Source organism: Rhizobium sp. 01T417, assembly GCF_056398905.1.
The window spans coordinates 142,033-165,392 of record NZ_JBFTQH010000008.1 but is presented as its reverse complement, the minus strand read 5'-3'; the positions used below and the strand labels follow the sequence as shown (position 1 = coordinate 165,392).

Annotated in this window: 25 protein-coding genes and 3 pseudogenes; 10 read left to right on the top strand and 18 right to left on the bottom strand. The window is 57.7% G+C overall.

The window, feature by feature from the left end:
* Window positions 1–15: 15 nt before the first annotated feature.
* The 8 genes and pseudogenes from AC1DPR_RS11540 to AC1DPR_RS11505 all read right to left on the bottom strand — a co-directional run.
* Window positions 16–849 carry a sugar phosphate isomerase/epimerase family protein gene (locus tag AC1DPR_RS11540; RefSeq protein WP_477816378.1) on the bottom strand — a complete coding sequence of 278 codons (834 nt, stop codon included), beginning with the start codon at window positions 847–849 and terminating at the stop codon, window positions 16–18.
* Complete coding sequence (locus tag AC1DPR_RS11535) at window positions 849–2,054, bottom strand: NAD(P)/FAD-dependent oxidoreductase (protein ID WP_477816377.1); 1,206 nt, start codon at window positions 2,052–2,054, stop codon at window positions 849–851. Before AC1DPR_RS11535 ends, AC1DPR_RS11540 begins: the two co-directional genes overlap by 1 nt.
* A gap of 51 nt (window positions 2,055–2,105) precedes the next feature.
* Window positions 2,106–3,050: a substrate-binding domain-containing protein gene (locus AC1DPR_RS11530; protein WP_477816376.1), complete on the bottom strand. Its 945-nt coding sequence runs from the start codon at window positions 3,048–3,050 to the stop codon at window positions 2,106–2,108.
* Window positions 3,051–3,124: 74 nt separating this feature from the next.
* A complete protein-coding gene (locus AC1DPR_RS11525) occupies window positions 3,125–3,436 on the bottom strand; it encodes a MocE family 2Fe-2S type ferredoxin (RefSeq protein WP_018857947.1) in 312 nt (103 codons plus the stop codon).
* Complete coding sequence (locus AC1DPR_RS11520) at window positions 3,433–4,467, bottom strand: sterol desaturase family protein (RefSeq protein ID WP_477816375.1); 1,035 nt, start codon at window positions 4,465–4,467, stop codon at window positions 3,433–3,435. Before AC1DPR_RS11520 ends, AC1DPR_RS11525 begins: the two co-directional genes overlap by 4 nt.
* 148 nt (window positions 4,468–4,615) lie before the next feature.
* A complete protein-coding gene (locus AC1DPR_RS11515) occupies window positions 4,616–5,617 on the bottom strand; it encodes a LacI family DNA-binding transcriptional regulator (RefSeq protein ID WP_477816374.1) in 1,002 nt (333 codons plus the stop codon).
* A 122-nt stretch (window positions 5,618–5,739) separates the two neighbouring features.
* Window positions 5,740–6,240 carry an N-acetyltransferase family protein gene (locus AC1DPR_RS11510; protein ID WP_477816373.1) on the bottom strand — a complete coding sequence of 167 codons (501 nt, stop codon included), beginning with the start codon at window positions 6,238–6,240 and terminating at the stop codon, window positions 5,740–5,742.
* 29 nt (window positions 6,241–6,269) lie between these two features.
* Window positions 6,270–6,464, bottom strand: a pseudogene (locus AC1DPR_RS11505) (LysR substrate-binding domain-containing protein); the annotation flags it as partial.
* 321 nt (window positions 6,465–6,785) lie between these two features.
* Here AC1DPR_RS11505 and AC1DPR_RS11500 point away from each other — a divergent pair.
* The 4 genes from AC1DPR_RS11500 (at window position 6,786) to AC1DPR_RS11485 (ending at window position 9,277) form a co-directional block, all read left to right on the top strand.
* Window positions 6,786–6,974 (top strand): type II toxin-antitoxin system HicA family toxin, encoded by a 189-nt coding sequence (locus tag AC1DPR_RS11500; protein WP_477816372.1) that lies wholly within the window; start codon window positions 6,786–6,788, stop codon window positions 6,972–6,974.
* A gap of 5 nt (window positions 6,975–6,979) precedes the next feature.
* Window positions 6,980–7,420, top strand: coding sequence for a type II toxin-antitoxin system HicB family antitoxin (locus AC1DPR_RS11495; RefSeq protein ID WP_062369774.1), 441 nt, complete (start codon window positions 6,980–6,982; stop codon window positions 7,418–7,420).
* Between the two features lie 535 nt (window positions 7,421–7,955).
* Window positions 7,956–8,867, top strand: coding sequence for an ankyrin repeat domain-containing protein (locus tag AC1DPR_RS11490; RefSeq protein WP_477816371.1), 912 nt, complete (start codon window positions 7,956–7,958; stop codon window positions 8,865–8,867).
* Between the two features lie 23 nt (window positions 8,868–8,890).
* The gene (locus AC1DPR_RS11485) at window positions 8,891–9,277 is read left to right on the top strand and encodes a hypothetical protein (protein ID WP_477816370.1); all 387 of its coding nucleotides are present in this window, start codon (window positions 8,891–8,893) and stop codon (window positions 9,275–9,277) included.
* Window positions 9,278–9,384: 107 nt separating this feature from the next.
* Here the strand turns inward: AC1DPR_RS11485 and AC1DPR_RS11480 are convergent, their stop codons facing one another.
* Complete coding sequence (locus tag AC1DPR_RS11480; RefSeq protein WP_477816369.1) at window positions 9,385–10,761, bottom strand: aminotransferase-like domain-containing protein; 1,377 nt, start codon at window positions 10,759–10,761, stop codon at window positions 9,385–9,387.
* Window positions 10,762–11,069: 308 nt separating this feature from the next.
* On the opposite strand from AC1DPR_RS11480, the gene AC1DPR_RS11475 reads away from it, so the two are divergent.
* Together AC1DPR_RS11475 and AC1DPR_RS11470 are read left to right on the top strand one after the other, a co-directional pair.
* On the top strand, window positions 11,070–11,486 hold the full coding sequence (locus AC1DPR_RS11475) for a DUF983 domain-containing protein (protein ID WP_018857939.1): 417 nt from the start codon (window positions 11,070–11,072) through the stop codon (window positions 11,484–11,486).
* A 53-nt stretch (window positions 11,487–11,539) separates the two neighbouring features.
* Window positions 11,540–11,914 carry a DUF983 domain-containing protein gene (locus tag AC1DPR_RS11470; RefSeq protein ID WP_477816368.1) on the top strand — a complete coding sequence of 125 codons (375 nt, stop codon included), beginning with the start codon at window positions 11,540–11,542 and terminating at the stop codon, window positions 11,912–11,914.
* A gap of 769 nt (window positions 11,915–12,683) precedes the next feature.
* On the opposite strand, the gene AC1DPR_RS11465 is transcribed toward AC1DPR_RS11470, so the two are convergent.
* Complete coding sequence (locus tag AC1DPR_RS11465) at window positions 12,684–13,790, bottom strand: Fic family protein (RefSeq protein WP_477816367.1); 1,107 nt, start codon at window positions 13,788–13,790, stop codon at window positions 12,684–12,686.
* Between the two features lie 308 nt (window positions 13,791–14,098).
* On the opposite strand from AC1DPR_RS11465, the gene AC1DPR_RS11460 reads away from it, so the two are divergent.
* Both AC1DPR_RS11460 and AC1DPR_RS11455 read left to right on the top strand, forming a co-directional pair.
* Window positions 14,099–14,359: a type II toxin-antitoxin system prevent-host-death family antitoxin gene (locus tag AC1DPR_RS11460; RefSeq protein ID WP_477816366.1), complete on the top strand. Its 261-nt coding sequence runs from the start codon at window positions 14,099–14,101 to the stop codon at window positions 14,357–14,359.
* Window positions 14,349–14,709, top strand: a pseudogene (locus tag AC1DPR_RS11455) (hypothetical protein). Before AC1DPR_RS11460 ends, AC1DPR_RS11455 begins: the two are co-directional and overlap by 11 nt.
* 27 nt (window positions 14,710–14,736) lie before the next feature.
* Here AC1DPR_RS11455 and vapC read toward each other — a convergent pair.
* From vapC to AC1DPR_RS11430, 5 genes are all read right to left on the bottom strand, one after another.
* On the bottom strand, window positions 14,737–15,138 hold the full coding sequence (vapC, locus tag AC1DPR_RS11450) for a type II toxin-antitoxin system tRNA(fMet)-specific endonuclease VapC (protein ID WP_477816365.1): 402 nt from the start codon (window positions 15,136–15,138) through the stop codon (window positions 14,737–14,739).
* Complete coding sequence (vapB, locus tag AC1DPR_RS11445; protein WP_007788143.1) at window positions 15,138–15,368, bottom strand: type II toxin-antitoxin system VapB family antitoxin; 231 nt, start codon at window positions 15,366–15,368, stop codon at window positions 15,138–15,140. The genes vapC and vapB overlap by 1 nt, the downstream gene beginning before the upstream one ends.
* 327 nt (window positions 15,369–15,695) lie before the next feature.
* On the bottom strand, window positions 15,696–16,457 hold the full coding sequence (locus AC1DPR_RS11440; protein ID WP_477816364.1) for an ABC transporter ATP-binding protein: 762 nt from the start codon (window positions 16,455–16,457) through the stop codon (window positions 15,696–15,698).
* On the bottom strand, window positions 16,451–17,515 hold the full coding sequence (locus AC1DPR_RS11435) for a FecCD family ABC transporter permease (protein ID WP_477816363.1): 1,065 nt from the start codon (window positions 17,513–17,515) through the stop codon (window positions 16,451–16,453). Before AC1DPR_RS11435 ends, AC1DPR_RS11440 begins: the two co-directional genes overlap by 7 nt.
* Before the next feature lie 3 nt (window positions 17,516–17,518).
* Window positions 17,519–18,649 carry an ABC transporter substrate-binding protein gene (locus AC1DPR_RS11430; protein ID WP_477816362.1) on the bottom strand — a complete coding sequence of 377 codons (1,131 nt, stop codon included), beginning with the start codon at window positions 18,647–18,649 and terminating at the stop codon, window positions 17,519–17,521.
* A gap of 101 nt (window positions 18,650–18,750) precedes the next feature.
* Between AC1DPR_RS11430 and AC1DPR_RS11425 the strand changes: the two genes are divergently transcribed.
* Complete coding sequence (locus AC1DPR_RS11425; protein ID WP_477816361.1) at window positions 18,751–19,581, top strand: class I SAM-dependent methyltransferase; 831 nt, start codon at window positions 18,751–18,753, stop codon at window positions 19,579–19,581.
* A 98-nt stretch (window positions 19,582–19,679) separates the two neighbouring features.
* On the opposite strand, the gene AC1DPR_RS11420 is transcribed toward AC1DPR_RS11425, so the two are convergent.
* Entirely contained in the window at window positions 19,680–20,342 is a 663-nt protein-coding gene (locus AC1DPR_RS11420; RefSeq protein ID WP_477816360.1) for a hypothetical protein, read from the bottom strand.
* Between the two features lie 742 nt (window positions 20,343–21,084).
* On the opposite strand from AC1DPR_RS11420, the gene AC1DPR_RS11415 reads away from it, so the two are divergent.
* Window positions 21,085–22,140: a Fic family protein gene (locus AC1DPR_RS11415; protein ID WP_477816359.1), complete on the top strand. Its 1,056-nt coding sequence runs from the start codon at window positions 21,085–21,087 to the stop codon at window positions 22,138–22,140.
* A 175-nt stretch (window positions 22,141–22,315) separates the two neighbouring features.
* Here AC1DPR_RS11415 and AC1DPR_RS11410 read toward each other — a convergent pair.
* Both AC1DPR_RS11410 and AC1DPR_RS11405 read right to left on the bottom strand, forming a co-directional pair.
* Window positions 22,316–22,731 (bottom strand): annotated as a pseudogene (locus tag AC1DPR_RS11410) (PIN domain-containing protein).
* Window positions 22,728–22,982: a type II toxin-antitoxin system prevent-host-death family antitoxin gene (locus AC1DPR_RS11405; protein WP_477816358.1), complete on the bottom strand. Its 255-nt coding sequence runs from the start codon at window positions 22,980–22,982 to the stop codon at window positions 22,728–22,730. The pseudogene AC1DPR_RS11410 and the gene AC1DPR_RS11405 overlap by 4 nt, the downstream one beginning before the upstream one ends.
* Between the last annotated feature and the right edge of the window lie 378 nt (window positions 22,983–23,360).

Sequence of the window (23,360 nt, the reverse complement as noted above, 5' to 3'; positions counted from 1 at the left end):
CCTTTGGCGACGGCTCTACTCAGCGGTAGCATTCCAACGATCATGCACCAACTTGCGGAGCATGAGAGCCTCCGCCCAGCGGTCGGTCGTGTCGTTACCGTCCCTTCCGGTTATCGCGTAAGGCTTCGGTCCCAGCTCACAGGTAAACACCAGTTTGGAGTCGTCAGAAGCGCGCGCGCGCCACGCGCGAAAACCATACTCCCACCAACCCAGGAAGAGATCGACCCACGGACGATGGTGCGGGAAGGAGATCTCGATCTGCACCTGTTCACGCGAGGCGACTCGGCCGTGGAAGGCGTGCGCATTGGCAAGTATGCGCCGGATGGATGCATCGTCTTCCTTCGTAACCGGAAAGGCGAACTCGCGAGCGACGAGGAAGTGCGAGAGGTCGGCAAGGAGTGGCAGATCCGGTCGCCGATCGAGAAGGTCGAGCGTGAAGTACAAGTCCGTCGTCATCCGGTCGCGATGGGTTTCGATGAAAACGGGAATCCCGGCGTCCTGCGCAAGTCGCATCCAGCCGTCGAGGAGCGGCAGGCAATCCTCCACTCTTCTCAGCCGCACGTCGGGCTGCAAATTGATATGAGTGACCGGAAATTCTGCCGCGAGCTCCAGCGGCAGGCGCAAGTCCTCCACGGAGCGCGGAAAACACACGCCTTCGATCTTCAGCCCCCTACCCCGGATCGCCTCATTGAGGCCGACAACATTCGATCGTTTCGTATAGTGGGCGCTGATGCCGTCGAAGCCGGCTTCCGCAATCATCTCAATGTTCTCGTCGAGGCTACGCTCGTAGCCGTCGGTATGGCGGCGCTCCATGGCCCAGAGCGACTGAAAGAACAGCAACTCCTGCATCACGCAGCCCGCGCAGTTTTGAGAAGGGCCTTCAGATTGACCGCCGGGTCTTCCAAATCAGCAGCATCTGGATTGACACCCGCCATGATCAGTAGCTCCGCCAGCTTGATCTCCTTGGCCAGGCTGTTTCCGGTGCCAAGTCCTGCGGCAGCAACGAGGCGGCCGTCTTCGAGATAGAATTCAAGCACACCCGCGTCAAGCGAGCGGGAGACGATCTGATGTCCCGGTTGCGGGACACCAGCGACCTGCAGGCCGAGATCATACTGATCCGACCAGAACCAGGGCATCGCAGCAAAACTCTCGTTCGCACCGCACATATTGCGGGCGGCAGTCTCCGCCTGGTTGCGCGCGTTGCGCCAGCTTTCGAACCGGACATAGCCACCCCCCGGCTGGGCTACTGCGGCACAGTCGCCTGCAGCAAAGATATGTCGATCACTCGTGCGCAGAAAGCTGTCCGTCAGAATGCCGTTATCCGTCGCAAGCCCCGCTGCTTGTGCGAGTTCAACGTTCGGCACGACGCCAATTGCGGCCACAACAATATCGGCGGGAACCTGCTTGCCATCAGCCAGCACGACGCTATCGGATCTGACTTCAGCAACACCCTGCCCGAGATAAAAGCCGGCGCCCTCCTCGACGTGGCGGGCGTGCAGGCTTTGCGCAAATCGTGCCGGCACGGCGCGACCGAGCGGCCTTGATGCAGCCTCGACAATGTTGACAGCAACCCCCTTGCCGCGCAGCACCGCTGCAAGCTCCATGCCGATCAGTCCGCCACCAATGATGGCGACGGTTCTGGCGCTCTCCACGCGTGAGAAGATCGTGGACGCGTCCGCGAAAGTCCGGAAATCAAGTGCCCGTTCCGCGCCGGGGCAGCACAACTGCCTGGGGCGCGCGCCCGTCGCAAGAAGCAATTTGTCATAAGCCAGCGCCTGTCCGGCGCTCAAAACGACGCGCCGCTCGTGCGGATCAATCCAAGACACCGATCTGCCGGGAAAATACTCGATGCCGGCAGTGTCCAATGCCTCAGCGGAGCAGATCGCTTTCATCTGCACGGCCCCGTCCAGTGGCTTGGAGAGAGGCGGTCGCTCATAAGGCATGTTCGGCTCGGTGCCGACCATAGCAATGGCTCCGCGGTATTCAGCCTCCCGCAAGGCAAAGGCTGCGCGCGTGCCGGCTTCTCCGGCGCCGATAATGACGATCCCGCTCATGCGTTCTCCCCTTGAAAAGTGGCCGGCGCAATGAAAGCGCCGGTCGAAGGATCAGTTCTTGTTTGTGTAGTTGGCCATGTTCTTCGGTGTAACAAGTTCGAACGGCACCCAGACCTGCTTGTCGATGGCTTTGCCGCGCGCAAGTGCGACTGCAGAATCCACTGCACTTGCGGACTGGCTCTTTGCGTTCTGGAAGACGGTCGCATCAAGGTCACCGGCAGCCATCGCGGCAAGGGCGTCCTGGGTTGCGTCGATACCGATGACGATCACATCGCCCATGGAGACGCCCGCTGCCTTCAACGCCTGAACGGCGCCGATGGCCATTTCATCGTTATTTGCAAAGACGACATCGATCGGTTTACCCGCGGTGATCCAGTTCGTCGTCAGGTCCATTGCGGTCGTGCGGTTCCAGGCGGCGGACTGCTCGTCCGCAATCGTGACACCATTGCAATCACCGGCCGCCAACGCTTCCTTGAAGGAGTTGGTGCGATCGCGCGAGGCCTGGTGAGCCAGATCGCCCATCAGAATATAGACCTGCGCATCGCTGGCCTTTCCCTTCTCCTTCAGAAGCGAACATGCCGCTTCTGCGCCAAGCCTGCCGGAATCCGTTTCCTTCGAACCGACATAGGCCTGCTTTTCCGGCAACTTGCCCGAATTGTCGGGTTCGAGGTTGAGATAGACCAGAGGAATGCCAGCTTTCTCCGCGGCTTCGCTGATGCCGGGGGCAGCTGACGTGTCTGTCAGGGTCATGACGATGGCATCGACACCGGCGGCTATGAAGTTGTTGACCTGGTTCAGCTGTTTGGAAATGTCCGTCTGGGCATCTTCCACCTGCACGCTGACACCATCGACCTGCGATGCCCTTGCAGTGATGCCTTCACGCAGAAGCGTCTGGAAGTTGTTGTCGAAGCTTTGCATCGAGACACCGATCGTTTCAGCAAAGGCAGCACTTCCCATCAAGGCGGCCAGAGCAGCCGCCAAGCACACTGATTTCATGTCATCCTCCGTAAGGTGCCGGATCACCCCGATTGCACTCCGGAAGCCCGATGGGCTATTGGCTGAAGCGCGGCCTAACCGAGGGCCACACGAACCTCTCCATCAACCACCTCCGCCGGATAGGTCTTGAGGTTCTCGCAGGCCGGAAGCCGCATGGCCTCCCCCGTCCGATAGTCGAAGGCGCCGGAATGTTTGGGACATTCCACCTCGAAGTCCATGACGAGCCCGTCCGCAAGATGGATCTTCTCATGGGTGCAGAGACCGGCCGTGCAGTAGATGCTGTCATCCGGTCCGCGGTAGATCGCATAGGTGCGGCCTTCATGATCAAAGCGGATCGCACCTTCCTGTTCGATGTCTTCGAATTTGCATGCGGATACCCAGCTCATTTGGCAGCTCCCTGCAGTTCGGAGGAAGCCTTGCGGGCGGAGAGCCTTTCCTTGCGCTTGCGATAGCGTTTCTGCATGCGGGCATCGCCGTCGGCAGAGCCGTCGTGCCAGGTCCCGAACCACTTATCGAGCGGGATCACGGCATCGCCGTAGTTCACCTCGAAATACTTGTGGTGCAGGTAATGTGCATAGGCGTGGCTGTCGACGAGCTTGTCTTCACCCACTTCCACCTTGTCAAAGCCCACATGACCGGGGATTGCGCCGTAGCCCGCATAGTGAAGCTGATAGAGCATCAGGATCGGGTTTGACGGCAGAATGAGGTGATAAAACGCGGTCCCGAGATAAAGGAGATGTTCCACCGGATGCATCGACAGCGACGACCAGGGCGACGGATTCACCGAATTGTGGTGTACCGAGTGCACCCACTTGTAGAGGAACGGGGTGTGGATGAGCCTGTGGATGCAGAAGAAATGGAACTCATGGATGATGGGAACAACGAGAGCGACAAGCGCCAGTGTCCACGGATTTTCCGAAAAGCTCAGCCACGGCGCATAGCCATTGGCATGAGCCCAGAGCATCACGACCTCGATGCCCGTCCAGATCGTCACGCCCGACAGGAATGTACGCAACATGTTGTCGACGTTCTGGCGATCAAACCAGAAGACGTTGTTCTTCTGATCAGCCGGGAATTTGCCATTGTACTTGAAGCGGTTTTCCTGCCGCTTCAACACATAGAGATGAAGCTCGAAGGCGCCGTAGAACAGGAACACGCAGACTGCGTTGACCGCATAGAGCCAAAGTGCCCACCCAACACTCAACGTCTGCAGCGTCTCGACCGACGGAATGATCAAAGCCCAATAGGCGACGGCAGAAGCCGCGAAGACGACGTTCCAGGGGAAGAAATAATGCGGCAGCCACTTTGCGATTGCCAACAGCTTTGGGGGAAAAACGAACAGCGGCGCAGTCTCGACCGGCTTGTTCGGCGCCCAGTCGCCTCGCTTGTTCCGCGTCCCGTATTTCAGGTCGTCCATGACGCTCTCCTTCGCCAAATCCTCTTACGGGAAGGAGCGGCCAAGCGCCTGAATCCGTGTCGTTTCCCTTGAAACGCCGGCTCTCCTCCCGCTTTTGAAACTAGCAGGAGACACTGAAACCTGCGAAGACTTCATTGATCAAAATAGATCAAAGGCTTTCGGCGGTGATCGTGATGAAGCGAATGGGGTTACGGTCAGGCTCGATTTTCGTAAGACCGACGCGGTGCAGCACGATGTCGAGGGCGCGCTGCGCCTGTGCTTCGGGCGCCTGATCCAGCACCACGTCCATGATACCGTCCCGCAGCGCCGTGCGGGTGTAGTCGGTCAGTTCGTGACCGACGAAAAGAATGTCTCTGCCCCGGTCGCTGCGGCGGAGAACGTCGATCAAGGCGGAATTCGCGCCACCGGCATTATAGAGCCCGACGAGGTTTGGATATTTTTGCATCGCCATGATCAAGGTCTCCGCACCGAACCGCTCCTCGTCGCGGGTAAAGCCGAGCCACTCGAAGTTGATCGAACCGGGGTGATCACGGAAGTACTCGGAAAAGCCGCGGATCCGATCCCGATGCACCTGGTAGATAGGGTGGCAAAGGGCGACAACCGGTCCCTGCGACCGAACCATCCGGCAGATGAAATGAGCCGCCGTGCGGCCGGCGGCATAGTTGTCTATTCCGACAAATTCGACCTGATCCTCAGACGCGCGCGTAACCACATGGACGATGGGGATACCCTGCGCTGCCACAGCTTCCACCGCCCCCTTGACCAGCGGGCTGTTGGGAACGGCGAGAATAAGCCCAGCTCGCGGGTAGTCCGCCGCTGTGACCGCGCGAGCGATTTCCTGCGGGTTCATTTCCTCGACGAAGCGCCTGTGGACGACGACCAGCGGATCAATGCTATGGGCGATCTGCTCAAATGCCTTGGAGAGCCGCCGATAAAACGTGGTTTCCGGACGAACCATCAAAACGTCAACCCGCAGCAGGCCACGATGGGTATCGGGAAGCACGCGCGGATAATCCAGACTGCGCGCGGCAATAACGACCTTCTCGACCAGTTCCGGCCTGACGCCCCCTCGCCCGTTCATCACTCGCTCGACGGTGGCCGTCCCAACCCCCGCCTCGCGGGCAATGTCCGTGTAGTTCGCCTTGCTCATGTTCCCCCCGCATGTCGCGGAAATATCCAATGGGAACCGCCGGTTTGCAATCTTGTCGAGGTTCGCCAACTTGGTGGCGCCCATCAGGCGATCCAAAAGCGGTTGCCAATCGAGGCCGCAGTTCAAAGCTGGAGGGTCATTTCCACCATCGTTGGCTCGAAACCCATGGAGGCGAAGAGACGTTGGCCGTCGTCGTTGCGATGCGCCGTCGACAAGACGATCTGTGTCGCCCCTCGCCCTCCCAATTCGCCGACCACTGCCGTCAGCAGAGCTCGACCGGCTCCTCGTCGACGGTGGCTCTCCTCGACGAAAATGTCATAGATAGCGCCAGCCGGCCCACGCAGTGCCATATAATCGGATCCCTCGAGACCCGCATAAGCGTATCCGACAACCTTTCCATGGATCTCCGCAACGAGAACCAGGACGTCCGGCTTGTCGAGTTGACCTCTCAGGTGGCTCGAATATGCCGTCGGAGTTCTAGGGCCTCCGGCGATAAAGCGTCGCGCATCCCAGCCGTGGTGGATCGAGACAAGCTCCGCTCCGTACATGCCAAGGAGATCGATGTCTGCCTTTGTTGCTGACCTCACGGTCGTCTCACACGCGTCGCTGGTTTCCGGTTCCATTTTGCTTTCCAGTTCCATGCTTTGCAGGCTCATTCACCGCGGTAGCGAAGCGCCTCGACCAGCACCGAAAACGCGGCGGAAGTTTGCCACCTGCTCGGGTAGTATAGATGATAGCCCGGAAATGTCGGGCACCAGTCGTCGAGCACCCGGACCAGCCTGCCGCTCGCAAGATGGTCGGCGACACTATCCTCCATGACGAAGCCCAGGCCGAAGCCATCCACGCTCCGTCCCCGACACTAGTCCACTATCGTGTTGATGACGCATTGGTGCGACCCCACGCGCTCATCCTAACGACCTTTAGGTCTGTCACAACATTCTTAAAGGTCTTGAGCGGATACGAACCGACGACCCCGTTATTCACTTCGTCGACGCAATCGACTTGCAATCGCTCCACAGCCGGCGGTAGCGACCGAAACAATAACCGTTCAAGGGCGAAACGCGTCCGTCGCGCATTGGTGGCGAGAACCTCACCTTCACTCACTGAGGATCAGGAGGCATATTATGTTGCGCTTGTCGCCATACACATTCGTGTGTATGGCCTGGGAATGAAGAGCGGTGATATCATTGTGGCCCTGCAAAAGGATGGCTGGCACGAGGTCGCCACCAAGGGCAGCCATGTCCAGTTTAGGCATCCCGAGAAACCTGGACGCGTCACTGTTCCACACCCGAAAAGGGACATCCCAATCGGAAAACTGAAGAGTATCGAGAAACAAGCCGGACTTAAACTGAGGTAGCGAACATGCGCAATTATATCGGATTGATCCATAAGGACGCTGACAGTGATTACGGCGTGTCCTTTCCCGATTTTCCTGGCCTGATCACTGCTGGAACGGACCTCGACGATGCGCGAGCTATGGCCGAAGAAGCCTTAGCCCTACACGTCGAAGGACTAGCCGAAGACGGCGAAGCAATTCCCGAACCCTCCACACTGGAGGCGGTGATGGCAGACGTGGAGAACCAAGACGGCGTTGCAATTCTAGTTGGCGTCAAGACGGAAGCCAAAAGAGCGGTTCGCGTAAATATCACTCTGCCAGAAGATGTCCTAAAGGCAATCGATGCGTTCGCCGAAGCCCATGGGTTGACCCGATCAGGCTTCTTGGTCCGAGCTGCCAAGCATGAGATCGGCCACGCAAATGACGACTACGACGATAACTACGCAGAGAAACGGCTAGGGGCCTAATCGGAACTTTGTCTCCCCCTGGTTCGTCCCTGAGAACCCGTTCTAAAGTTACAAACCTTGACGAGGCCGAGCTTTCTGAGGCGATCATTGCGAACTGGTGGCGCCAGGGCGTGGCCGATGGTGTCCTGGCTCACTACGCGACTGTCGACTCTACGCCCACGCCGAGTTGGTGCGCGGCAATCTGGAGCAAGCACTGGTCTGGGCGGGCAAGTCGCTGGCGGCCAATCAACACTACGGTCCAGTTTTTGGATGCTGATCGCGGCCAACGCACGGCTCGGTCGCATTGACGAGGCCCGAAGACATGTCGCCAGTTTGCTCGCTATTTCACCCACGATCTCTGTCGCCAGTATACGCGAAGGTCAAGCCGCCAATATTCCGGGTCGGATCGAGCCAATCATGGAAGGCCTGCTGCTCGCTGGCATGTGCCGAGGCGAATGAGGCCACGACGTTGGCGTTGCAAATTGCTTGTTACTGTTCCTCGGAAAGGATCAGGTTTATAATTTTCCCGCCAAAGATTTAGCCTGGGGAGGGACCCATGCGCGGGCTGATAGGAAGCGTGGCGATCTACTTTAGTACTCTTGCAATGTCCTACGGCGGTCCGCTTCACGATGCCGCCAAGACCGGTGATTTGGTCGCGCTCGCGGCATTGCTGGATGCTGGAACAGACATTGAGGAACAGGACAAAGGGGCCACGCCTCTCGTTGTCGCGGTGCGTAGCGGCCATGCCGATTCAGCGGAACTTCTGATCAAGCGCGGTGCCGACGTGAACAAGGAGTCCGCACTTGGATTGCCTCTTACCGCTGCCGTCCTGACGGCGTCTCCGGGCCTCGTCCGGTTGCTGGTTGCGAATGGCGCTGACCCCAATGCCGCCGCGCGTGGCGCGCGTATGTTACATTTCGCGGTCGCCAGTAACTGCCTCGAGTGCGTCAAGGCGCTCGTTGAAGCGGGCGCAGACGTCAACGCCATCTGGGTGCGGGGTGATCCCAAGCGCAACCCCTCTATCATAACGCCTTATCACCTCGCGAAACACGACGATCGCGCAGAAATCGCCGACTACCTCCTGAACAACGGCGTCATTGTTCAGAAACCCCAGCCGATTTCAGCAAAACTGGCGAACGGTGATCCGACCAAAGGGGCAGCTTTCTTCGCCTCCAATTGCGCCAATTGCCATGTCACTGGCGTGAAGGACCCGCCAAGAAGGGGCCCGAACCTGTGGAATGTCGTAGGACGCAAGAAGGCCTCGACGCCGTTCGGCGGCTACTCCAAGACGCTGAGAGGCTGGCCAGGTTCCTGGACATACGAGGACCTCAACATCTTCATCGCCGGTCCTACCCTCACAACGCCGGGGGTAGATATGGACGTTCGCGGCGCACCCGACGAAGCGGATCGGCTAAACGTGATCGCCTATTTGAGAATGCTCAGCGACTCGCCCGTTCCGCTGCCCTGACCGGCGTCTAGAGGAGAGATAAAATGGCTTGGTTGAAAGCATCAATATTGCTCGCTGCGACTGTTGGAACTCTCGCAGCCGGCACGGCTTCTGCTCAAACCATGACGAGCCCCGAGATTAAGGCGACGCTAGAGGGAAATTCGATCAGTAACGAGGATGAGATTCAGTATTTCAATCCGGACGGAACGACGATCTACCAGAAAGGCAGCAAGAGCGTGAGTGGACGGTGGAGGATCGACGGTGACAAACTCTGCTCTGACGTGAGCACTGATGTCCGCCTTCTGGATTCCGGTGGAAAGGGCAAAGTATGGCAATGCCACGCGGTCATGGGCGACAGGAAGCGTATCGCCTTCCTCATTGAGGGCCACGCATACTCCTGGACAGTCTCAGAAGGCAAGAAGGTCAGATAGCCGCAGCGGGTGACGAATAGGATATCTGGGCCAGTTCCGTGACAAGGCCATCGGTCATGCCGCGCCTATTGCACGGTGAGGATGGTCGAGGCTTTGCGATGCTTCGCTCAGACCACCATCGTCGAGAACGCGGGTTGCTGGGCTAGAAGGTCTGCCAAAATCCGGAGGGCACGTGTAAGTTCCTCCAGGTTCACCGGAGCGCCAAGCGCAAGTCGTATGGCTTCGGGCGCGGACGCAATTGCAAAGGCGTCGCTGGTGACGATACCGATCCCTATCGAACGCAATCTGGAAACCAGTTCGCCTCGCGTCCAAGGTTCAGGAGCCTTCAGCCACACGTGGAAGCCGCCCGGAGAGGATTCGACATCGAACGGAAGAAGCGCCTTGACCGCATCCAGGCGCTTCACTGTCTCCTTGACTATTTCGCCTCTGACAACATCCGCTACTCCCGACTCTATCCATTGAGACGCGAGAGCACTCGTGAGCGGAGAAACAATTGACGCTGACGCCCGGATCGCGTTGGCCACCCTATGCGTACGACCTTCCGGCACAGCGACATATGCGACCCGAAGGGCGGGAGACAGGCATTTGGATAAGCTCGCCACATGATAGACCGCCTCGGGCAGCAGCGCTGCGAGTGGCAGTGGCGGGTCCGGGACAAGGGCGCTATACGCGTCGTCCTCGATAATCGGCACGCCATATGTCCGCGCAACATTTACGAGATCGTGCCTTCGATGAACGGGCAGTGTCCGTGTAGTCGGATTGTGAAGCGTTGGCATACAATAGAGCGCTTTCGGCTTCGCCTCCCTGCATACCTGCGCAAAGGCGTCCGGAACAAGCCCTTGATCGTCCATTGCAACCGGAGCCAATTTGAGCCTGAGATGGGATGCGATCGAGCGGAATCCGGGGTACGTGAGTTCTTCTGCGCAGACGATATCACCAGGCTCTGTCAAGACGCTGAGAATGGCGTGAAGCGCTCCCTGCGCGCCTGAGGCGACTACCACACGATCAGGCGATATCCCCGGAAGCCGCCTTGAAAGCCAAGACGCGCCGACGATACGATCCTCCATGATGCCGCCGGGTTCCTGATATCTTAGCAGGAGGTCCAAGCCCTGTTCCTGAAGCCCTTTCGCCCCATCCCACATTCTCTGTTCCAGGACGGGATCGAGAAACCGCGGCGGCAGGTTCATGCTCATGTCGACGACACCAGAGGGTTGCTGCGGTTGTCGCGCGCCACGCTTTGATCGCACGTATGTCCCTTGACCCACCTTGCCTTCAATCAGGCCACGGCTGCGGGCCTCCGAGTAGGCTCGGCTGACTGTGGTGAAGTCGATGCCGAGGTCATCAGCGAGTTTGCGCTGCGTTGGAAGTTGCACCCCTTCGGCCAACCGACCACTTGCGATGTCCTCTGCCAAGGCATCCGCAATCGACAAATAGATGGGCCCTTCGCGGGTGCGAAGGTGAGGTGTCCAAGATGCCGCAGTCATCGATTTTCCATTCAATGTAACAACATATTATCCATATAAGCTCCATATATTTCTACCGGTTGTCAAGGAGCTTGAGCCCGGATGAACGACTCCCAGAAATTCGGAGCCATAGTAACAGGAATGATGTTTTGTCGGATTGGCGGTCGAGTGGCAGCCCCCAGATGCGTCGAGGTTGCGGCGGTGTTCAGTCTGAAAACTGAACCGGTCAATCACTTCAGGTACGCGCCGACAGCTGCGACAAATTGTAAACTGTCGGAGTTGATTGGATTATTGTATGCATACATTATCAATTCTGGAAGTGTAACGCGATGACGATGGAATGGCCTCCACTGCCACCCATTCAAACGGGACTGCGCGGATTGTGTCCCCAGTGCGGGCAAGGGCATCTTTTTGACGGTTTTTTGACTGTGAAGCCCAAATGCGAAGTTTGCGGCCTCGACTACTCCTTCGCCGATCCCGCAGACGGGCCGGCGTTTTTCGTGATCTGCTTCACATGCGTGCCGGCCGTCGCGGTGGCATGTTGGATTGAGGTTGCCTATTCCCCTTCAATATGGGTGCACCTATTCACCTCTCTCCCGCTGGTACTGCTGGCATGTCTTTTGCCGCTCCGGCCATTGAAGGGCTGGCTGATCAACAGTCAGTTCTTCTTCAAGGCAGAGGAAGGAAAAATCGACCGCGACTACGTGAGGCCCACTGCACCCGAGCCGCAAATCGAGCACGACTGACGTCGGCTCCTGTGGGCACAGACACATCCGATCAATTCTTGGAACGCACGAAAATGACCAACCAATGGCCTCCGCTCTCGTCAATCAAAGCTGAATTGCGAGGGCTGTGCCCCCAGTGCGAGCAAAGCCAGCGTTATGTTGGCTTTCCAACTGTGAAGCCTAAATGCGAAGTTTGTGGCCCCGATCGTTCGTTGGCAGYGCCGGCGGATAGACTTGCGTTCTTTGTAATTTGCTTCATATGGGTAACAGGTGTTGCGCTGGCGTGGCGGATCCAGGTTGCTTATTCGCCTTCTATCTGGGTCCACCTCTTCGCCGCTTTCCCGCCCGTGCTTCTCGCTTGTCTTCTGCCCCTTCGGGCGTTGAAAGGCTGGCTTATCAGCAGCCGGTTCTGCTTCAACGCAAAAGAGGGAATGATCGACCCCGACTAGGGTCGATGGGAGCCGCACAATCGCACACCGAGCGCGGTTGATATCGACACCAGCAATCGCAGACCGAATTGAAACCGCGCTGACGCGTCAAACCGGAAGCCAGGGTGCTTGCGCACGGTTTCAAAGTTGGTCGTCACGATGCACATGAGAGCCTTCATTATGGATTGGGTACCTATAGTCTTCGTTACTTTTAAGCTACTGGCGTTAGGCATCGCGATGTTCTTCGCCATCAAGTGGCACTACGATCAGGGGGAGAAGGGGGAAACGCAAGCTATGCTACGCACCTGCGGCAAGATGGCTGCAGTCTTCATGCTAGCAGTAATAGGCGCGGGGCTAGTCGCCTTTACCTTTAGCAGGATGCTAGGTTTGGACTTGAGCTTCCCGTGATGGTGCCAAATGTGCCAAGCTTAGAAACGCTCTCGGAGCGCCACATTTTCCGATTTCGTTGAACGCGATCGCCGGCAGGCCCGGTCAGCCTTGGCCAACTGCCGCTGGCTTTGGTACTGCGTGACGCAGCGAGTCACGTCGACACTCATTGGGCAAGTTCGATCGAAGAAGAACTGCGATCGATTGATGCGGTCGAAGGAGGGATCAACTTGTGTGACAGGCCCTCTCATGACCATCGGTGTAGATGCAGCGCTCGTTGAGCTGCGAGCCAAGATTGTCGCTCAGGAAATATCAAGCTGATTTTCCTCAGCGTAGCGGTCTTGAGCGGAATCGAACGGTCGTTCGGCGGGATACCGACTTCGATCAAGCTCACACGGCGAATTTAGTTCTGCAGCAGCAGCGCGTAACGTGTATGCCGACGTTCGCCCGTGCGTGTAAGGGCACCGATCTCTACGAGTTGCTGAAGGTCGCGTGTGGCTGTTGCGCGGGATGTGGCTGTAATCGAAATGTAGTTCTCCGCGCTTAGGCCTCCCTTAAAACCCGCTGTTCCCTCTTTGAAAAATCGCGCGATTACCTTTTCTTGCCGCTCGTTCAGGCGGCCTCTAAACCGGTTGTAAAACTTTGTTTTCTGAATGAAGAAATCTATGCGCTCAAGCGTCGCCTGTTGGGCGGCCAGGATCGTTTCTGAGAAAAAAAAGACCCAGCCAGTGATATCGAGTGTACGCTGGTGGCGCTCGAGCTCGGAATAATAGGCCTTTCTGTTTTTCTCGATTGTGAAGGCAAGTGAGATCAGGCTGGGCTGCCCTATATTTTGAGCCAGGGACTTCTCGGCGAGCGCGCGCCCAATGCGGCCGTTGCCGTCTTCAAATGGATGTATGCTTTCAAAGTAAAGATGGCCGACCGCTGCACGCGTCAAAGCCTGAAGTGGTGTTTGACCGCTTGGTCCAAATTGATTGAACCATGCGGTGAAGCTCTCCATCTCAGCGGCAACCTGGCGAGATGGGGGAGCCTCAAAATGTATTGTCGGCTTGTCCAGTCGGCCTGACACGATCTGCATGGCGTCGGCATGCAGGCGGTAAGCGCCCACCGTTTCAATGCTTCGATTTCCGGCCATCAGCATTGAGTGCCAATGGAACAGCTCCTCGTGATGCAGCGGCTGATGCCAGTTTCGATAGACATCCGCCATCATCTCGGCGATCCCCCGCTCTTGGGGGCGAACCTGTCGGTCATCTGTGTTGAGCCCGAACTGTCGGCGGAGTGATGATTGGACACTTGCGCGATCGAGAAACTCTCCCTCGATCTCTGAGGTTTTGATCGCCTCGTCACTCAACAGTTCAATACGAAGCTGACTACTGTCGTCCTCATTGAAATGCCGAACAGCCCCGAAGACCTCGCCGGCGGACTGCAGGAATTTCTGCTCCAATGGGATCAAGCTTGCAACGTCGTACCTGAAAATCGGCCAATCGGCGTTCTGCCAGTTCCATTGCATGAGCTATAGACAACCTTTCTATAACTCATGATTATCTGCTTTGATGAGTTATGGCAAGCTTGGCTATCGCTCAGCCACGAAACTTCACGTGCTCCACCCTGGCGGAACTGAAACACTGAGACCCGCCGCGATGCATGACGGGGTTGGGGCCGGTCCACGTCTCCCCGAGAAGGGAGCCACCGGCAATCTCGCTGACAAACCCGTCGGCTTGGCATGCGGTCTGGGATGACTGACGCAGCACTTAAGCGGCTTTTCTTGCAAATATAGAAAATCTGGATATTCGGGAAATCCCAATCGGAGTTCGTTCCATGCGCCAGTTCACGACGGGTGACCTCAATAAACAGGTTGGTGATGTCACCGATGCTGCCAGCCGCGAGCCGGTCGTCCTGACCAAGCATAGCAAGCCGCGCTTTGTCCTTATGAGCTACGATCATTACGAGCGTCTGCGCACCGGCGGCGATACTCGCAAAGTACATCGTGCGTCGGAAATGCCCGCAGAGCATATAGAGCTGTTTGACGCGGAAATCGATCGTCTGGCGCGTGGCGAAGGTTACGGCGATGAGTCGTGAATTTCTCCTCGGCCAGATCATCGCCTTCCTTATCGAACGACCGCAGTGAGATAGATAGACTCAAGTCGCGCCCGACCTGCGTCGTCGTCGCGGACCGTAGCGTCAAGGACGGCCTCACGCACCTTGCTCTTCTTGCTGTTACTACGCAGCCACCGCAGTCGGATCGCGCCGCCATTGAAGTTCCTGAGACGGAAGCAAGCCGAGCCGGCTTGAGCGACCTGAAGCGCTGCTGGGTTAAGGTCGACGAATACAATTACGATATCGCCGAGCGTTCCTGGTACATCGAGCCCGATGGAAACGCTCTCGGCCGTTTCAGCAAGGCGACCTCGATTCACACTCGGCGGATTTAGTTCGCCCGTCGTGGTCATTCAAAGCGCCTAGGCTGTCCAGTCCTCGACACGTAAGCCAGGCACGCGATCAAACTCACGCCGATTGTTCGTGACCAGTATCAGCCCCCGCGAACGGGCGTGACCGGCGATCAACTGGTCGTAAGGCCCGATCGGGGTGCCGCCGCGTGCAAGTTCTGCACGCAATTGTCCTGTATGGCTTGCTGCCATCTCGTCATATGGAAGGACCTCGAGCCGTGCGGCAAAGCCTTCGACGACCGACAGATTCCGCTCTGGGGCGGCTGACTTCTCTGCTCCATAGATTAGTTCCATCAGACTGATGGAGCTAATGCAGAGTTGACCATGGTGTCGGTTGAACGCCTCGCGCACCTGCTGCGGGCGGTTCTTCACCGTAAAGATACAGATGTTTGTATCCAGCATGTACTTCAGCATTAAAAAGCGTCACGCTCCTGCAAGGCCGGTTGATCCCGTTCGGTCATAAAATCCGAGGTAGCCGCTTCGCCTTCGAACCAGCTGTCCCAAACTTCTCCGGCAGGGGCGATAATCCTCGTGCGTCCAACTGCGACAATGTCGACGCGCTTTACATCATCAGGCAGAGCGACGGCCTTCGGCAACCGAACGGCCTGGCTACGATTGCTTTGAAACACTGCACCTTGTTCCATTTCTTATCCTCCGCAAACAAGCCATATCCCATTTAGTTTCGCGAACGGGATATGTCAATGGGATATACCTCGACAGACTGGGCGATGTTGAGAACTCGGCCCAAAGCCACGGCCTGTGTCGATGCGCTCAAGGCCGGACATCAGTGTCATGCCGGAGGTTTCGATGACCTGCCACCAGACCACTGCGATCATCGCGATCGCCGCACGCAAGTGACTCGAAGGTCAGGTCGTCGAATAGCCTGTTTGAAGCGAAAATGCTCATCGCGCCTGCGCAAAGCGAGCAGTTCTGATTTGCGATCAGAGTGCTCCCGTCGTTTCGCGCCAGCATCAACTTGATGAGAGCGCCCCATCGACGATGACCACGGGCCGCCCGCGCGAGCAGGATTCGATGCGGGCATCCACACGATAGATGTCACGCAGCATTTTCGATGTGATCACGTCAGCGGTCGCGCCGCTCGAGGTCATTTCCCCATTGGCGATAACGATCGTGTTTGTGCAATAGCGCAAGGCGTGATTGAGATCATGGAGTGCAATGAGCACGATCATGCCGGTGCGGCTGGCAAGATCGACGACGAATTCCAATACATCGATCTGGCGATGGAGGTCGAGGGCCGAGGTCGGCTCGTCCATCAGCAAGACCTCGGGTTGGCGCACCAGCGCCTGGCCGAGCGAGACGAGCTGTCGCTGGCCGCCCGACAGGGCGTCTAGCCCCCGGAAGGCAAGGTCTTCGATACGCAACGCCTTCAGGATCGCGTCGATCTCGAAAAGCTCTTCGTCCTTTACCCGCCACCCGCCGCCCTGTTTTGTAGCAAGCAGGAGCGACTCGTAGACCGTCAGCACGGCATTCGAGCCGGTGTCCTGCGGCATGTAGCAGATCGCCCGGTCGCCGCGCGTCACATCCGAAAGCTGCACGACACCGGGGCCGGAAATTAGACCGGCGATTCGCTTGAAGAGCGTCGACTTGCCGGCCGCATTCGGGCCGATCACCGCCGTGGTGGAACCGGGCGTCAAGAGCTCGATTGCGACCTTGGACAGAACCGTCGTGCGGCCATAGCTGGCGCCGAGATCCTTAAGCACTAGGCTTACCATGCTCGCCTCCGGTTTGAGAAAATCAGGACGAAGAAGAAAGGAACGCCGACAAGCGCGGTGATGACGCCGATCGGCAGGATGGCGCCGGGGATCAGGACCTTGCTGACGACCGACGTCGCCGAGAGCAGCAGCGCACCGCAGATCACGGAACCGGGCAGAAAGAACCGCTGGTCCTCTCCCACGACCATGCGCGCGATATGGGGGCCGACGAGGCCGACAAAGCCGATCGTCCCGACGAAGGAGACAGGAATGGCGGCAAGCAAGCTGACGACAAGCATGGTGTGAAGGCGCAGGCGCCGGACATTGACGCCCATGCTCGCCGCCTTGTCGTCCCCGAGCCTCAGGGCTGTTAACGCCCAGGCGTTGCGCACGAAGAGCGGTAGCGTCACGATGAGAATGGCGCCGGTGACGAAGACTTTGTCCCACGTCGCTTTGGTAAGGCTTCCCATGGTCCAGAACACGACTGCGGCGAGCGCCTGTTCGGAGGCGAGGTATTCGAGAAGCGACAGGGCGGCATTGAACGTGAAGACGAGGGCGATGCCAAGCAGCACGATCGTCTCGACCGTAACACCGCGCAGCGTCGATGCGAAATGGATGAAGAGCGCGGCCACCATCGCCATGACGAAGGCATTGACCGGAACCATGTATTGAACCGCGCCCGGAAAAATGGCGACACCTGCAACGAGCCCCAGCGCCGCGCCAAAGCTGGCGGCCGCCGAAATGCCGAGCGTGAAGGGACTGGCGAGCGGGTTCGAAAGGATCGTCTGCATCTGCGCACCTGCCACCGAGAGCGACGCGCCGACCGTCATCGCCATCAGCGCAATCGGCATTCGGATATCCCAGATGACGACACGCAGCTGGTCACCGGCAGCCTCCGGGGAAGCGAGCGCCGACAGCACCTCAGCAAGACTGTAATTCGCGGGGCCCAATGCCATGTCGGCAGCCATGCTTGCCGCAAGCGCGACGACAAGACCTGCAAGGATGAGGATGCGCCGAAAGGCAAGGGCGCGATATTGATCGCGCCCCGTCACCTTCGTTTCGATCGTCGAAACGCTCATCGCCTATTCGCCCTTCAACGAGACGAAGTAGCCTGGCTTGTAGTCGAGCGGCAGGAAGCGCGCGTGAAGCTCCTTGAAGGTTGCTTCCGGATCGAGTCCGTTGAACAGGTCGGGGTGCAGCCACTTGGCGATCTGCTGGATTGCGACGAACTGGTAGGGATTGTTGTAGAACTGGTGCCAGATGGCATGGACATTGCCATCCTTGACCGCCTTAATGCCGGTAAAGGCTGGGCGTTTCGTCAGGTTTTCCAGCTTGCGGTGCGCTTCGGCTATATCTGCGCCATAGCCGACGCCGACCCAGTTGCCACCAGGCACATAGCCTTCCCACATGCCGCCGGTGATGATGACCTGATCAGGATTGGAGGCGATGATCTGTTCCGGGTTCACCGTGCCGAAGGTGCCTGGAATGATGTCCTTTGCCATATTGATGCCGCCGGCCAGCTCGACCATCTTGCCGAAATTCTCGCTGCCGAAGGACATGCAGCAATCATCAGAATAGCCGCCCGCGCGCTCCATGAAGACGACCGGCTTTGCGGGGTTACTCTTCTCCAGGACATCCGTGACCTTCTTGATGGCGTCGGCGCGGAAGGTGATGAAGTCGTCGGCGACCTTCTCCTTGCCCATCAGCATGCCCATGATACGCATGCTAGGCTCGGTGTTTTCCATCGGCTTTTCCCGGAAGTCGACATAGACCAGGGGAATGCCGACCTTGGCGAGCTTGTCGATATAGCCGGCCTCTTCCGTAGCTGTCTTGGCATCAACATTCATCAGGATGACGTCGGGTTTCAAGGCTACTGCCTGTTCGATATCGAACGTGCCATCCTTCATACCGCCGAAGGTCGGCAGCTTGGCGATGCCAGGGTATTTTGCGAGATAGGCCGCGTAGGATTCCGGGTCCGCCTTCGGCAGGTCGTCGCGCCAGCCGACGACGTGCTGGAACGGGTTGTCCCTGTCGAGCACGGCAAGGAAATAGATCTGCCGACCTTCGCCGAGGATTGCGTGCTTTACCGGCACATTGACTTCGACGTCGCGGCCCGTCACGTCCCTCACAACGACGGGATCGGCGATCGCGGGCAGCACTGTGGACGCGAGAACGCCAAGGGCGATCATTGCCGACTTGCCAGAAAAGCGCATGCTTGAATCTCCAGTGGAAACTGATGGCACTTATTATTTGATGACTTTCATAGTCAAGATTTATCTTTTAGAAGCATTCGAAGCTGAGATAAGGACGGAACATGCAGAGCGATCGAATGGCAGACAGCGCCAATTTCACCTTGCGGGATGAGATCAAGGCCTATTGGTCCGAACGCGCGGCAACGTTCGACCAGTCGCCGGGCCACGAAATTTTCTCCGAGGGGGAGCGTGCGGCCTGGCACGCACTGATCGGGCGGCATCTCGGCCGCGGCGATGGCCGCAAGGCCCTCGACCTTGCCAGCGGCACCGGTGTGATCTCCCACCTGATGGACGATCTCGGCTACCAAGTTACCGGCATCGACTGGTCGGAAGCCATGCTGGAGCGGGCACGCGCCAAGGCGGCATCGCGGGGACGGGCGATCCGCTTTCACGTTGGCGATGCAGAGAACACGCTTGAGGCCGACGACAGCTACGACGTTATCATCACCCGCCACCTTGTGTGGACGCTGGTTGACCCCGAAGCCTGTTTTGCGGAATGGCTGCGCGTTCTGAAGCCGGGCGGGAAGCTGCTGATCATCGACGGGGATTTCGTCAACACGGGCCTTGCAGAGCGGCTCATCAAGCGTTTCGCAACCTTCCTCGAACGGACGAACCTCATCAAGACACAGGCACCCCATGCCCCCGCCACCATGGCCAGCATGCATGAGAGTATCCTGTCGCGTGTCCATTTTTCTGGAGGCGCACGGGTCGATGCGGTTTCCCGCATGCTGAAAGCAACCGGTTTCTCCCCCGTTGTGGCCGACACTAACCTGCGGAAGATCCATAAGGCGCAGTCGCGGTATTTCGGCTTCTTCAAAGCCATCGCACGAGGCCTTCAGCATCGCTACGCGATCATAGCCCAAAAGCCAGCTGACATCGTCCGAACCAATTGATCCAAAATCGGCCTGCTAGGTTGGACAATTCGTTCTCGATCTCGCGAAATGGGACGGCGACGGTAAGTCCGTCAGGAAGGCGTGCGTTGGTGAGCCCCTCAAATTGCCTGCATGTAATCGGCCACGCTGTAGCAGTGACTCGCCTGATAGGCGTTCCGCCCCCGGTTCATGTGCGTCAGATTGAACGTGCGAATGGCGCTCAGTACGCGGCGGCTTGTGAGAAATTTGCGGATCGAGACAGAACCGCGCACATTGATGCCGAAAATATCCGCACCACGCGGGAAGAAGTAACTGACGTGCTCTGGCATCGCGACACTTTGCTCGAGAAAGTGTTCGTCCACCCGGCTCGGTGTTGCTGAACCATCTGTAGTGAAATCCGAAAGATGGACGATGAATCGGGCGCGGATGTCGTCTCCGTGGGCATAGAGCGTGAAGAGCTCCATCCAGCTCGCATTGACGCGCACGAGCGGCTTGTCCGAGGTGGATGGGAGACAGGAAACCGACCAGTAGTGGCGCTCGGTCTTGCGCATGATCGGAATGCAGTTTGGACCGTAAAGCCCTAGAATCTCCAGCAGTTCCCTCGCTTGCGGGCGATTGAGGAGCTTCTCAAATCGAGCGACATATTTGAAGCGCTGTTCAAGGGACTCTTGGCGCTCGTCCGCGTCCAACAAGTCGATCTTCCCCGCTATCCAATCGCGCTGCTGCTGAAGATCGAGGAATTGTCCCACACCGGTTGTTCTCGGGCGTGATGTCGCGCCCATGTCAGGCGTCCTTTGGATTTCGTATGCTTGTCATCGGCCGGCTCCTATGTTCTCGCCAAGGGCGTCAGCGAGTCTAAGCATCGCGCCCAACGCCTTCGAATGATACCTCGCCGCAGGTACATCTGGAACGTCTGGGCAAGCAGGATCAGAAAGTCACATGACCGTTCGTCGTCTTGGCAACGGATCGCGGTCGCGCCAGCCGAATAGCGCGATCGTCGATCATCCCGGTCGTCGTTCCGAAGCCTATTGCTGCCAGAACGTCTGCATCTCTTCGGGCGCGACCTTGCCGTCCTTGTTGGCGTCCACCTGTCGAAGATCCGCCTGTGGATCGTCATCACCTTTTCGAAGGCAGCGCGTGCCGCGCTCGCGCCGGAACGGGCGATTTGGCGTTGCGTGATGGACGCCGGCATTGATACAAAAACTCGGAGCATAGACTCTATTATCCGAGGATTTGTATCAAACTCCTAGACTTGGGAAAGCCGTCGACTGACGAAGTCGTGAGCCAAGTCCTCGGCCGCCAGTGCCATGCCGATGACATGGGAGGACCGTCTAGAATTTCTGTCGTCCTCGGACATCTTCACTTCTCACGCAAAAGTCTGGATCCGATCGAGTGAAGTCTGGCCAGTCATCTAGCGCGATCAACTGACAGACCTGAACAAACTATCTCGTAAAATTGGATGGAAATGGATGGATAAATAGTGCATGACAGTGTCTCAGGAAATGGATGGAAATGGATGGGGGAATGGAAATTCTAAACACGGCGACCGTCAGGATCACGCCCGAAATCCTGTCGCTGATCGCCGAAATCGACGAATTCAAAGGTGCTTGGCGTGCTATAGGCCGGATCGCGCCTGAGCGGCTGTCCAGCCTCCGGCGTGTCGCCACGATCGAAAGCGTCGGTTCCTCTACCCGTATTGAAGGGGCACGCCTCACCGACCGAGAGGTCGAAAAGCTGCTGGCAAACATTCGCCTAGCGTCGTTTACGACACGCGACGCGCAAGAGGTTGTCGGCTATGCGGAGGTGATGGAGACCATCTTCAGTGCGTACGAAGCTATTTCGTTCACCGAGAATCATATCCGTCAGCTCCACCGCGACCTTCTTGCGCATTCGACAAAGGACGATCGGCATCGCGGCGCCTACAAAATCCTCTCCAACAACGTGGAAGCGTTTAACGAACAGGGCGAGAGCCTCGGAATCGTTTTCGAAACGGCATCGCCGTTCGATACGCCGCGTCGAATGGAAGAGCTGATCGCCTGGCTGGATGAGCAAGGGCAAGAAAAGCGGCTCCATCCACTTTTGGCCATCGCAATCTTCGTTGTCGTTTTCCTCGAAATCCATCCATTCCAGGACGGCAATGGCCGCCTATCGCGTATTCTGACTACCTTGCTGCTCCTGCGGGCCGGCTACGCTTACGTTCCCTACAGCTCGCTCGAGAGCATCATCGAGCAAAGCAAGGAGAGCTATTACATCTCGCTTCGGCGCACGCAGGGAACGATCCGCAGCGCGGAGCCCGACTGGAATCCCTGGATCGAGTTCTTTTTGAGAGCCCTGCATCGACAGAAGACCCGGCTTGAGAAGAAAATGGAGCGCGAGCGTATTATCCTCGCCGACATGCCGGAATTATCCGTCACATTGCTCGAGTTGGCGCGCGAGCACGGCCGGATTACGGTCGCGGAGGCTGCCCGGATCACCGATGCAAGCCGTCACACCATCAAGGATCATCTCAAGGCACTCGTGGATCGAGGGCACCTCATCCTGCACGGTGCCGGCCGCGGCGCCTGGTACGGTCTTTCCTGATGAATCGGATGTCAGGCCCATCTGAATGGGTCGCCTTGAGAGCAGAACCTGAGATCCCGTCGTTCAACGTGGCGCAGTTGAAAGGATATGAACCGCAGACCATACCATCACAAAAAACTCTGGGGTGATCTGAGGAATTAAACGGACATCCCTAGCGGGCGCCCGCGCGCCGAGTTCAGTCTTGCCACGGGTCGACGACGATCACGCCCGTATCATCGAAATCCTGAACACTACGCGTGACGACAGCTAAACCGTGAACCAGCGCGGTAGCGGCGATCAAAGCATCAGCGTCGTTGTGGCGGCCTGTAAGTGGGCACAACGCGTCGCTATCGCGTGATCGATTGGCAGAACTCGCTCGGCGAATTCAGGGCGAACACGACTATCCATCCATCCTCGCAAGCGAAAGCCCTGGGCGGCGTCGCGACGTTTGATGGTTAATATCCCGCGCTCAATTTCCAGGATCGTAATCGCGGAAATGAACAAGTCATTCGAATCTTTCGCTCCGACCCACTTTGTCACATTAGCGTCTGTTTTACAGTCTCCAACTTTGCGCAACTCGGAGACGACGTTTGTATCCAGCAGGTATTTCAAGACAGATCGACCTCGCGAGGTGCAATTTCGGCTCTCGGCGGATCCAACTCGATCGTCGACAAGCCAGGCATTGAAAGAGCATCGACGAGATTCCGGCGCTTGCCGGTCAGGCGCAGGAATTCGCTGTACGTCATCAACACATGTGACGGCTTCCCGCGATCTGTAATAACTACAGGTCCTTTCTTGGCAGCCTTCTTTGCCCTACTCACGTCGTGGTTCAGCTCCCGGCTAGACAAACTTGTGATGCTCATAGAATGCCTCCATGTAGGAACAACCTACATACAGGAAACTGTTGAAATGTGGAGCAATATCCAAGATAGCTGCCGTGAACGGGTTGGAACCGATGACCTCTTTGTTTTTGTTTTTCCTCTGACAACAAATTGTCCAGGCTAGGCAATGACCGGTAACGGGACTCACAGATTTCCAGGTTCTAGATTTACCAAACCTAGTATTTCCGCTGACCGACGGACGCTCAAAGGTGCTGGAGTTCGTTTTGCTCGCACCCGACCATAGACATTAGTTGTCACGGTGAGACCGGACGCTATCGGTCGAAATGACGTGCAGTAGTAAGATGCGGAGATTAACGGCAACAATATCCGCATAAATGCGGAGATTATGCTTGCCATTCT

What these genes read in the sequence shown, in the direction of transcription:
- AC1DPR_RS11535 (WP_477816377.1), bottom strand. Translation starts at nt 2,054, where the DNA reads ATGAGCGGGATCGTCATTATCGGCGCCGGAGAAGCCGGCACGCGCGCA.
- AC1DPR_RS11480 (WP_477816369.1), bottom strand. Translation starts at nt 10,761, where the DNA reads ATGACTGCGGCATCTTGGACACCTCACCTTCGCACCCGCGAAGGGCCC.
- vapC (WP_477816365.1), bottom strand. Translation starts at nt 15,138, where the DNA reads ATGCTGAAGTACATGCTGGATACAAACATCTGTATCTTTACGGTGAAG.
- AC1DPR_RS11525 (WP_018857947.1), bottom strand. Translation starts at nt 3,436, where the DNA reads ATGAGCTGGGTATCCGCATGCAAATTCGAAGACATCGAACAGGAAGGT.
- AC1DPR_RS11495 (WP_062369774.1), top strand. Translation starts at nt 6,980, where the DNA reads ATGCGCAATTATATCGGATTGATCCATAAGGACGCTGACAGTGATTAC.
- AC1DPR_RS11405 (WP_477816358.1), bottom strand. Translation starts at nt 22,982, where the DNA reads ATGAGCATCACAAGTTTGTCTAGCCGGGAGCTGAACCACGACGTGAGT.
- AC1DPR_RS11475 (WP_018857939.1), top strand. Translation starts at nt 11,070, where the DNA reads ATGACGATGGAATGGCCTCCACTGCCACCCATTCAAACGGGACTGCGC.
- AC1DPR_RS11465 (WP_477816367.1), bottom strand. Translation starts at nt 13,790, where the DNA reads ATGCAATGGAACTGGCAGAACGCCGATTGGCCGATTTTCAGGTACGAC.
- AC1DPR_RS11435 (WP_477816363.1), bottom strand. Translation starts at nt 17,515, where the DNA reads ATGAGCGTTTCGACGATCGAAACGAAGGTGACGGGGCGCGATCAATAT.
- AC1DPR_RS11415 (WP_477816359.1), top strand. Translation starts at nt 21,085, where the DNA reads ATGGAAATTCTAAACACGGCGACCGTCAGGATCACGCCCGAAATCCTG.
- AC1DPR_RS11425 (WP_477816361.1), top strand. Translation starts at nt 18,751, where the DNA reads ATGCAGAGCGATCGAATGGCAGACAGCGCCAATTTCACCTTGCGGGAT.
- vapB (WP_007788143.1), bottom strand. Translation starts at nt 15,368, where the DNA reads ATGGAACAAGGTGCAGTGTTTCAAAGCAATCGTAGCCAGGCCGTTCGG.
- AC1DPR_RS11490 (WP_477816371.1), top strand. Translation starts at nt 7,956, where the DNA reads ATGCGCGGGCTGATAGGAAGCGTGGCGATCTACTTTAGTACTCTTGCA.
- AC1DPR_RS11520 (WP_477816375.1), bottom strand. Translation starts at nt 4,467, where the DNA reads ATGGACGACCTGAAATACGGGACGCGGAACAAGCGAGGCGACTGGGCG.
- AC1DPR_RS11510 (WP_477816373.1), bottom strand. Translation starts at nt 6,240, where the DNA reads ATGGAACCGGAAACCAGCGACGCGTGTGAGACGACCGTGAGGTCAGCA.
- AC1DPR_RS11540 (WP_477816378.1), bottom strand. Translation starts at nt 849, where the DNA reads ATGCAGGAGTTGCTGTTCTTTCAGTCGCTCTGGGCCATGGAGCGCCGC.
- AC1DPR_RS11500 (WP_477816372.1), top strand. Translation starts at nt 6,786, where the DNA reads ATGAAGAGCGGTGATATCATTGTGGCCCTGCAAAAGGATGGCTGGCAC.
- AC1DPR_RS11430 (WP_477816362.1), bottom strand. Translation starts at nt 18,649, where the DNA reads ATGCGCTTTTCTGGCAAGTCGGCAATGATCGCCCTTGGCGTTCTCGCG.
- AC1DPR_RS11530 (WP_477816376.1), bottom strand. Translation starts at nt 3,050, where the DNA reads ATGAAATCAGTGTGCTTGGCGGCTGCTCTGGCCGCCTTGATGGGAAGT.
- AC1DPR_RS11485 (WP_477816370.1), top strand. Translation starts at nt 8,891, where the DNA reads ATGGCTTGGTTGAAAGCATCAATATTGCTCGCTGCGACTGTTGGAACT.
- AC1DPR_RS11440 (WP_477816364.1), bottom strand. Translation starts at nt 16,457, where the DNA reads ATGGTAAGCCTAGTGCTTAAGGATCTCGGCGCCAGCTATGGCCGCACG.
- AC1DPR_RS11420 (WP_477816360.1), bottom strand. Translation starts at nt 20,342, where the DNA reads ATGGGCGCGACATCACGCCCGAGAACAACCGGTGTGGGACAATTCCTC.
- AC1DPR_RS11460 (WP_477816366.1), top strand. Translation starts at nt 14,099, where the DNA reads ATGCGCCAGTTCACGACGGGTGACCTCAATAAACAGGTTGGTGATGTC.
- AC1DPR_RS11515 (WP_477816374.1), bottom strand. Translation starts at nt 5,617, where the DNA reads ATGAGCAAGGCGAACTACACGGACATTGCCCGCGAGGCGGGGGTTGGG.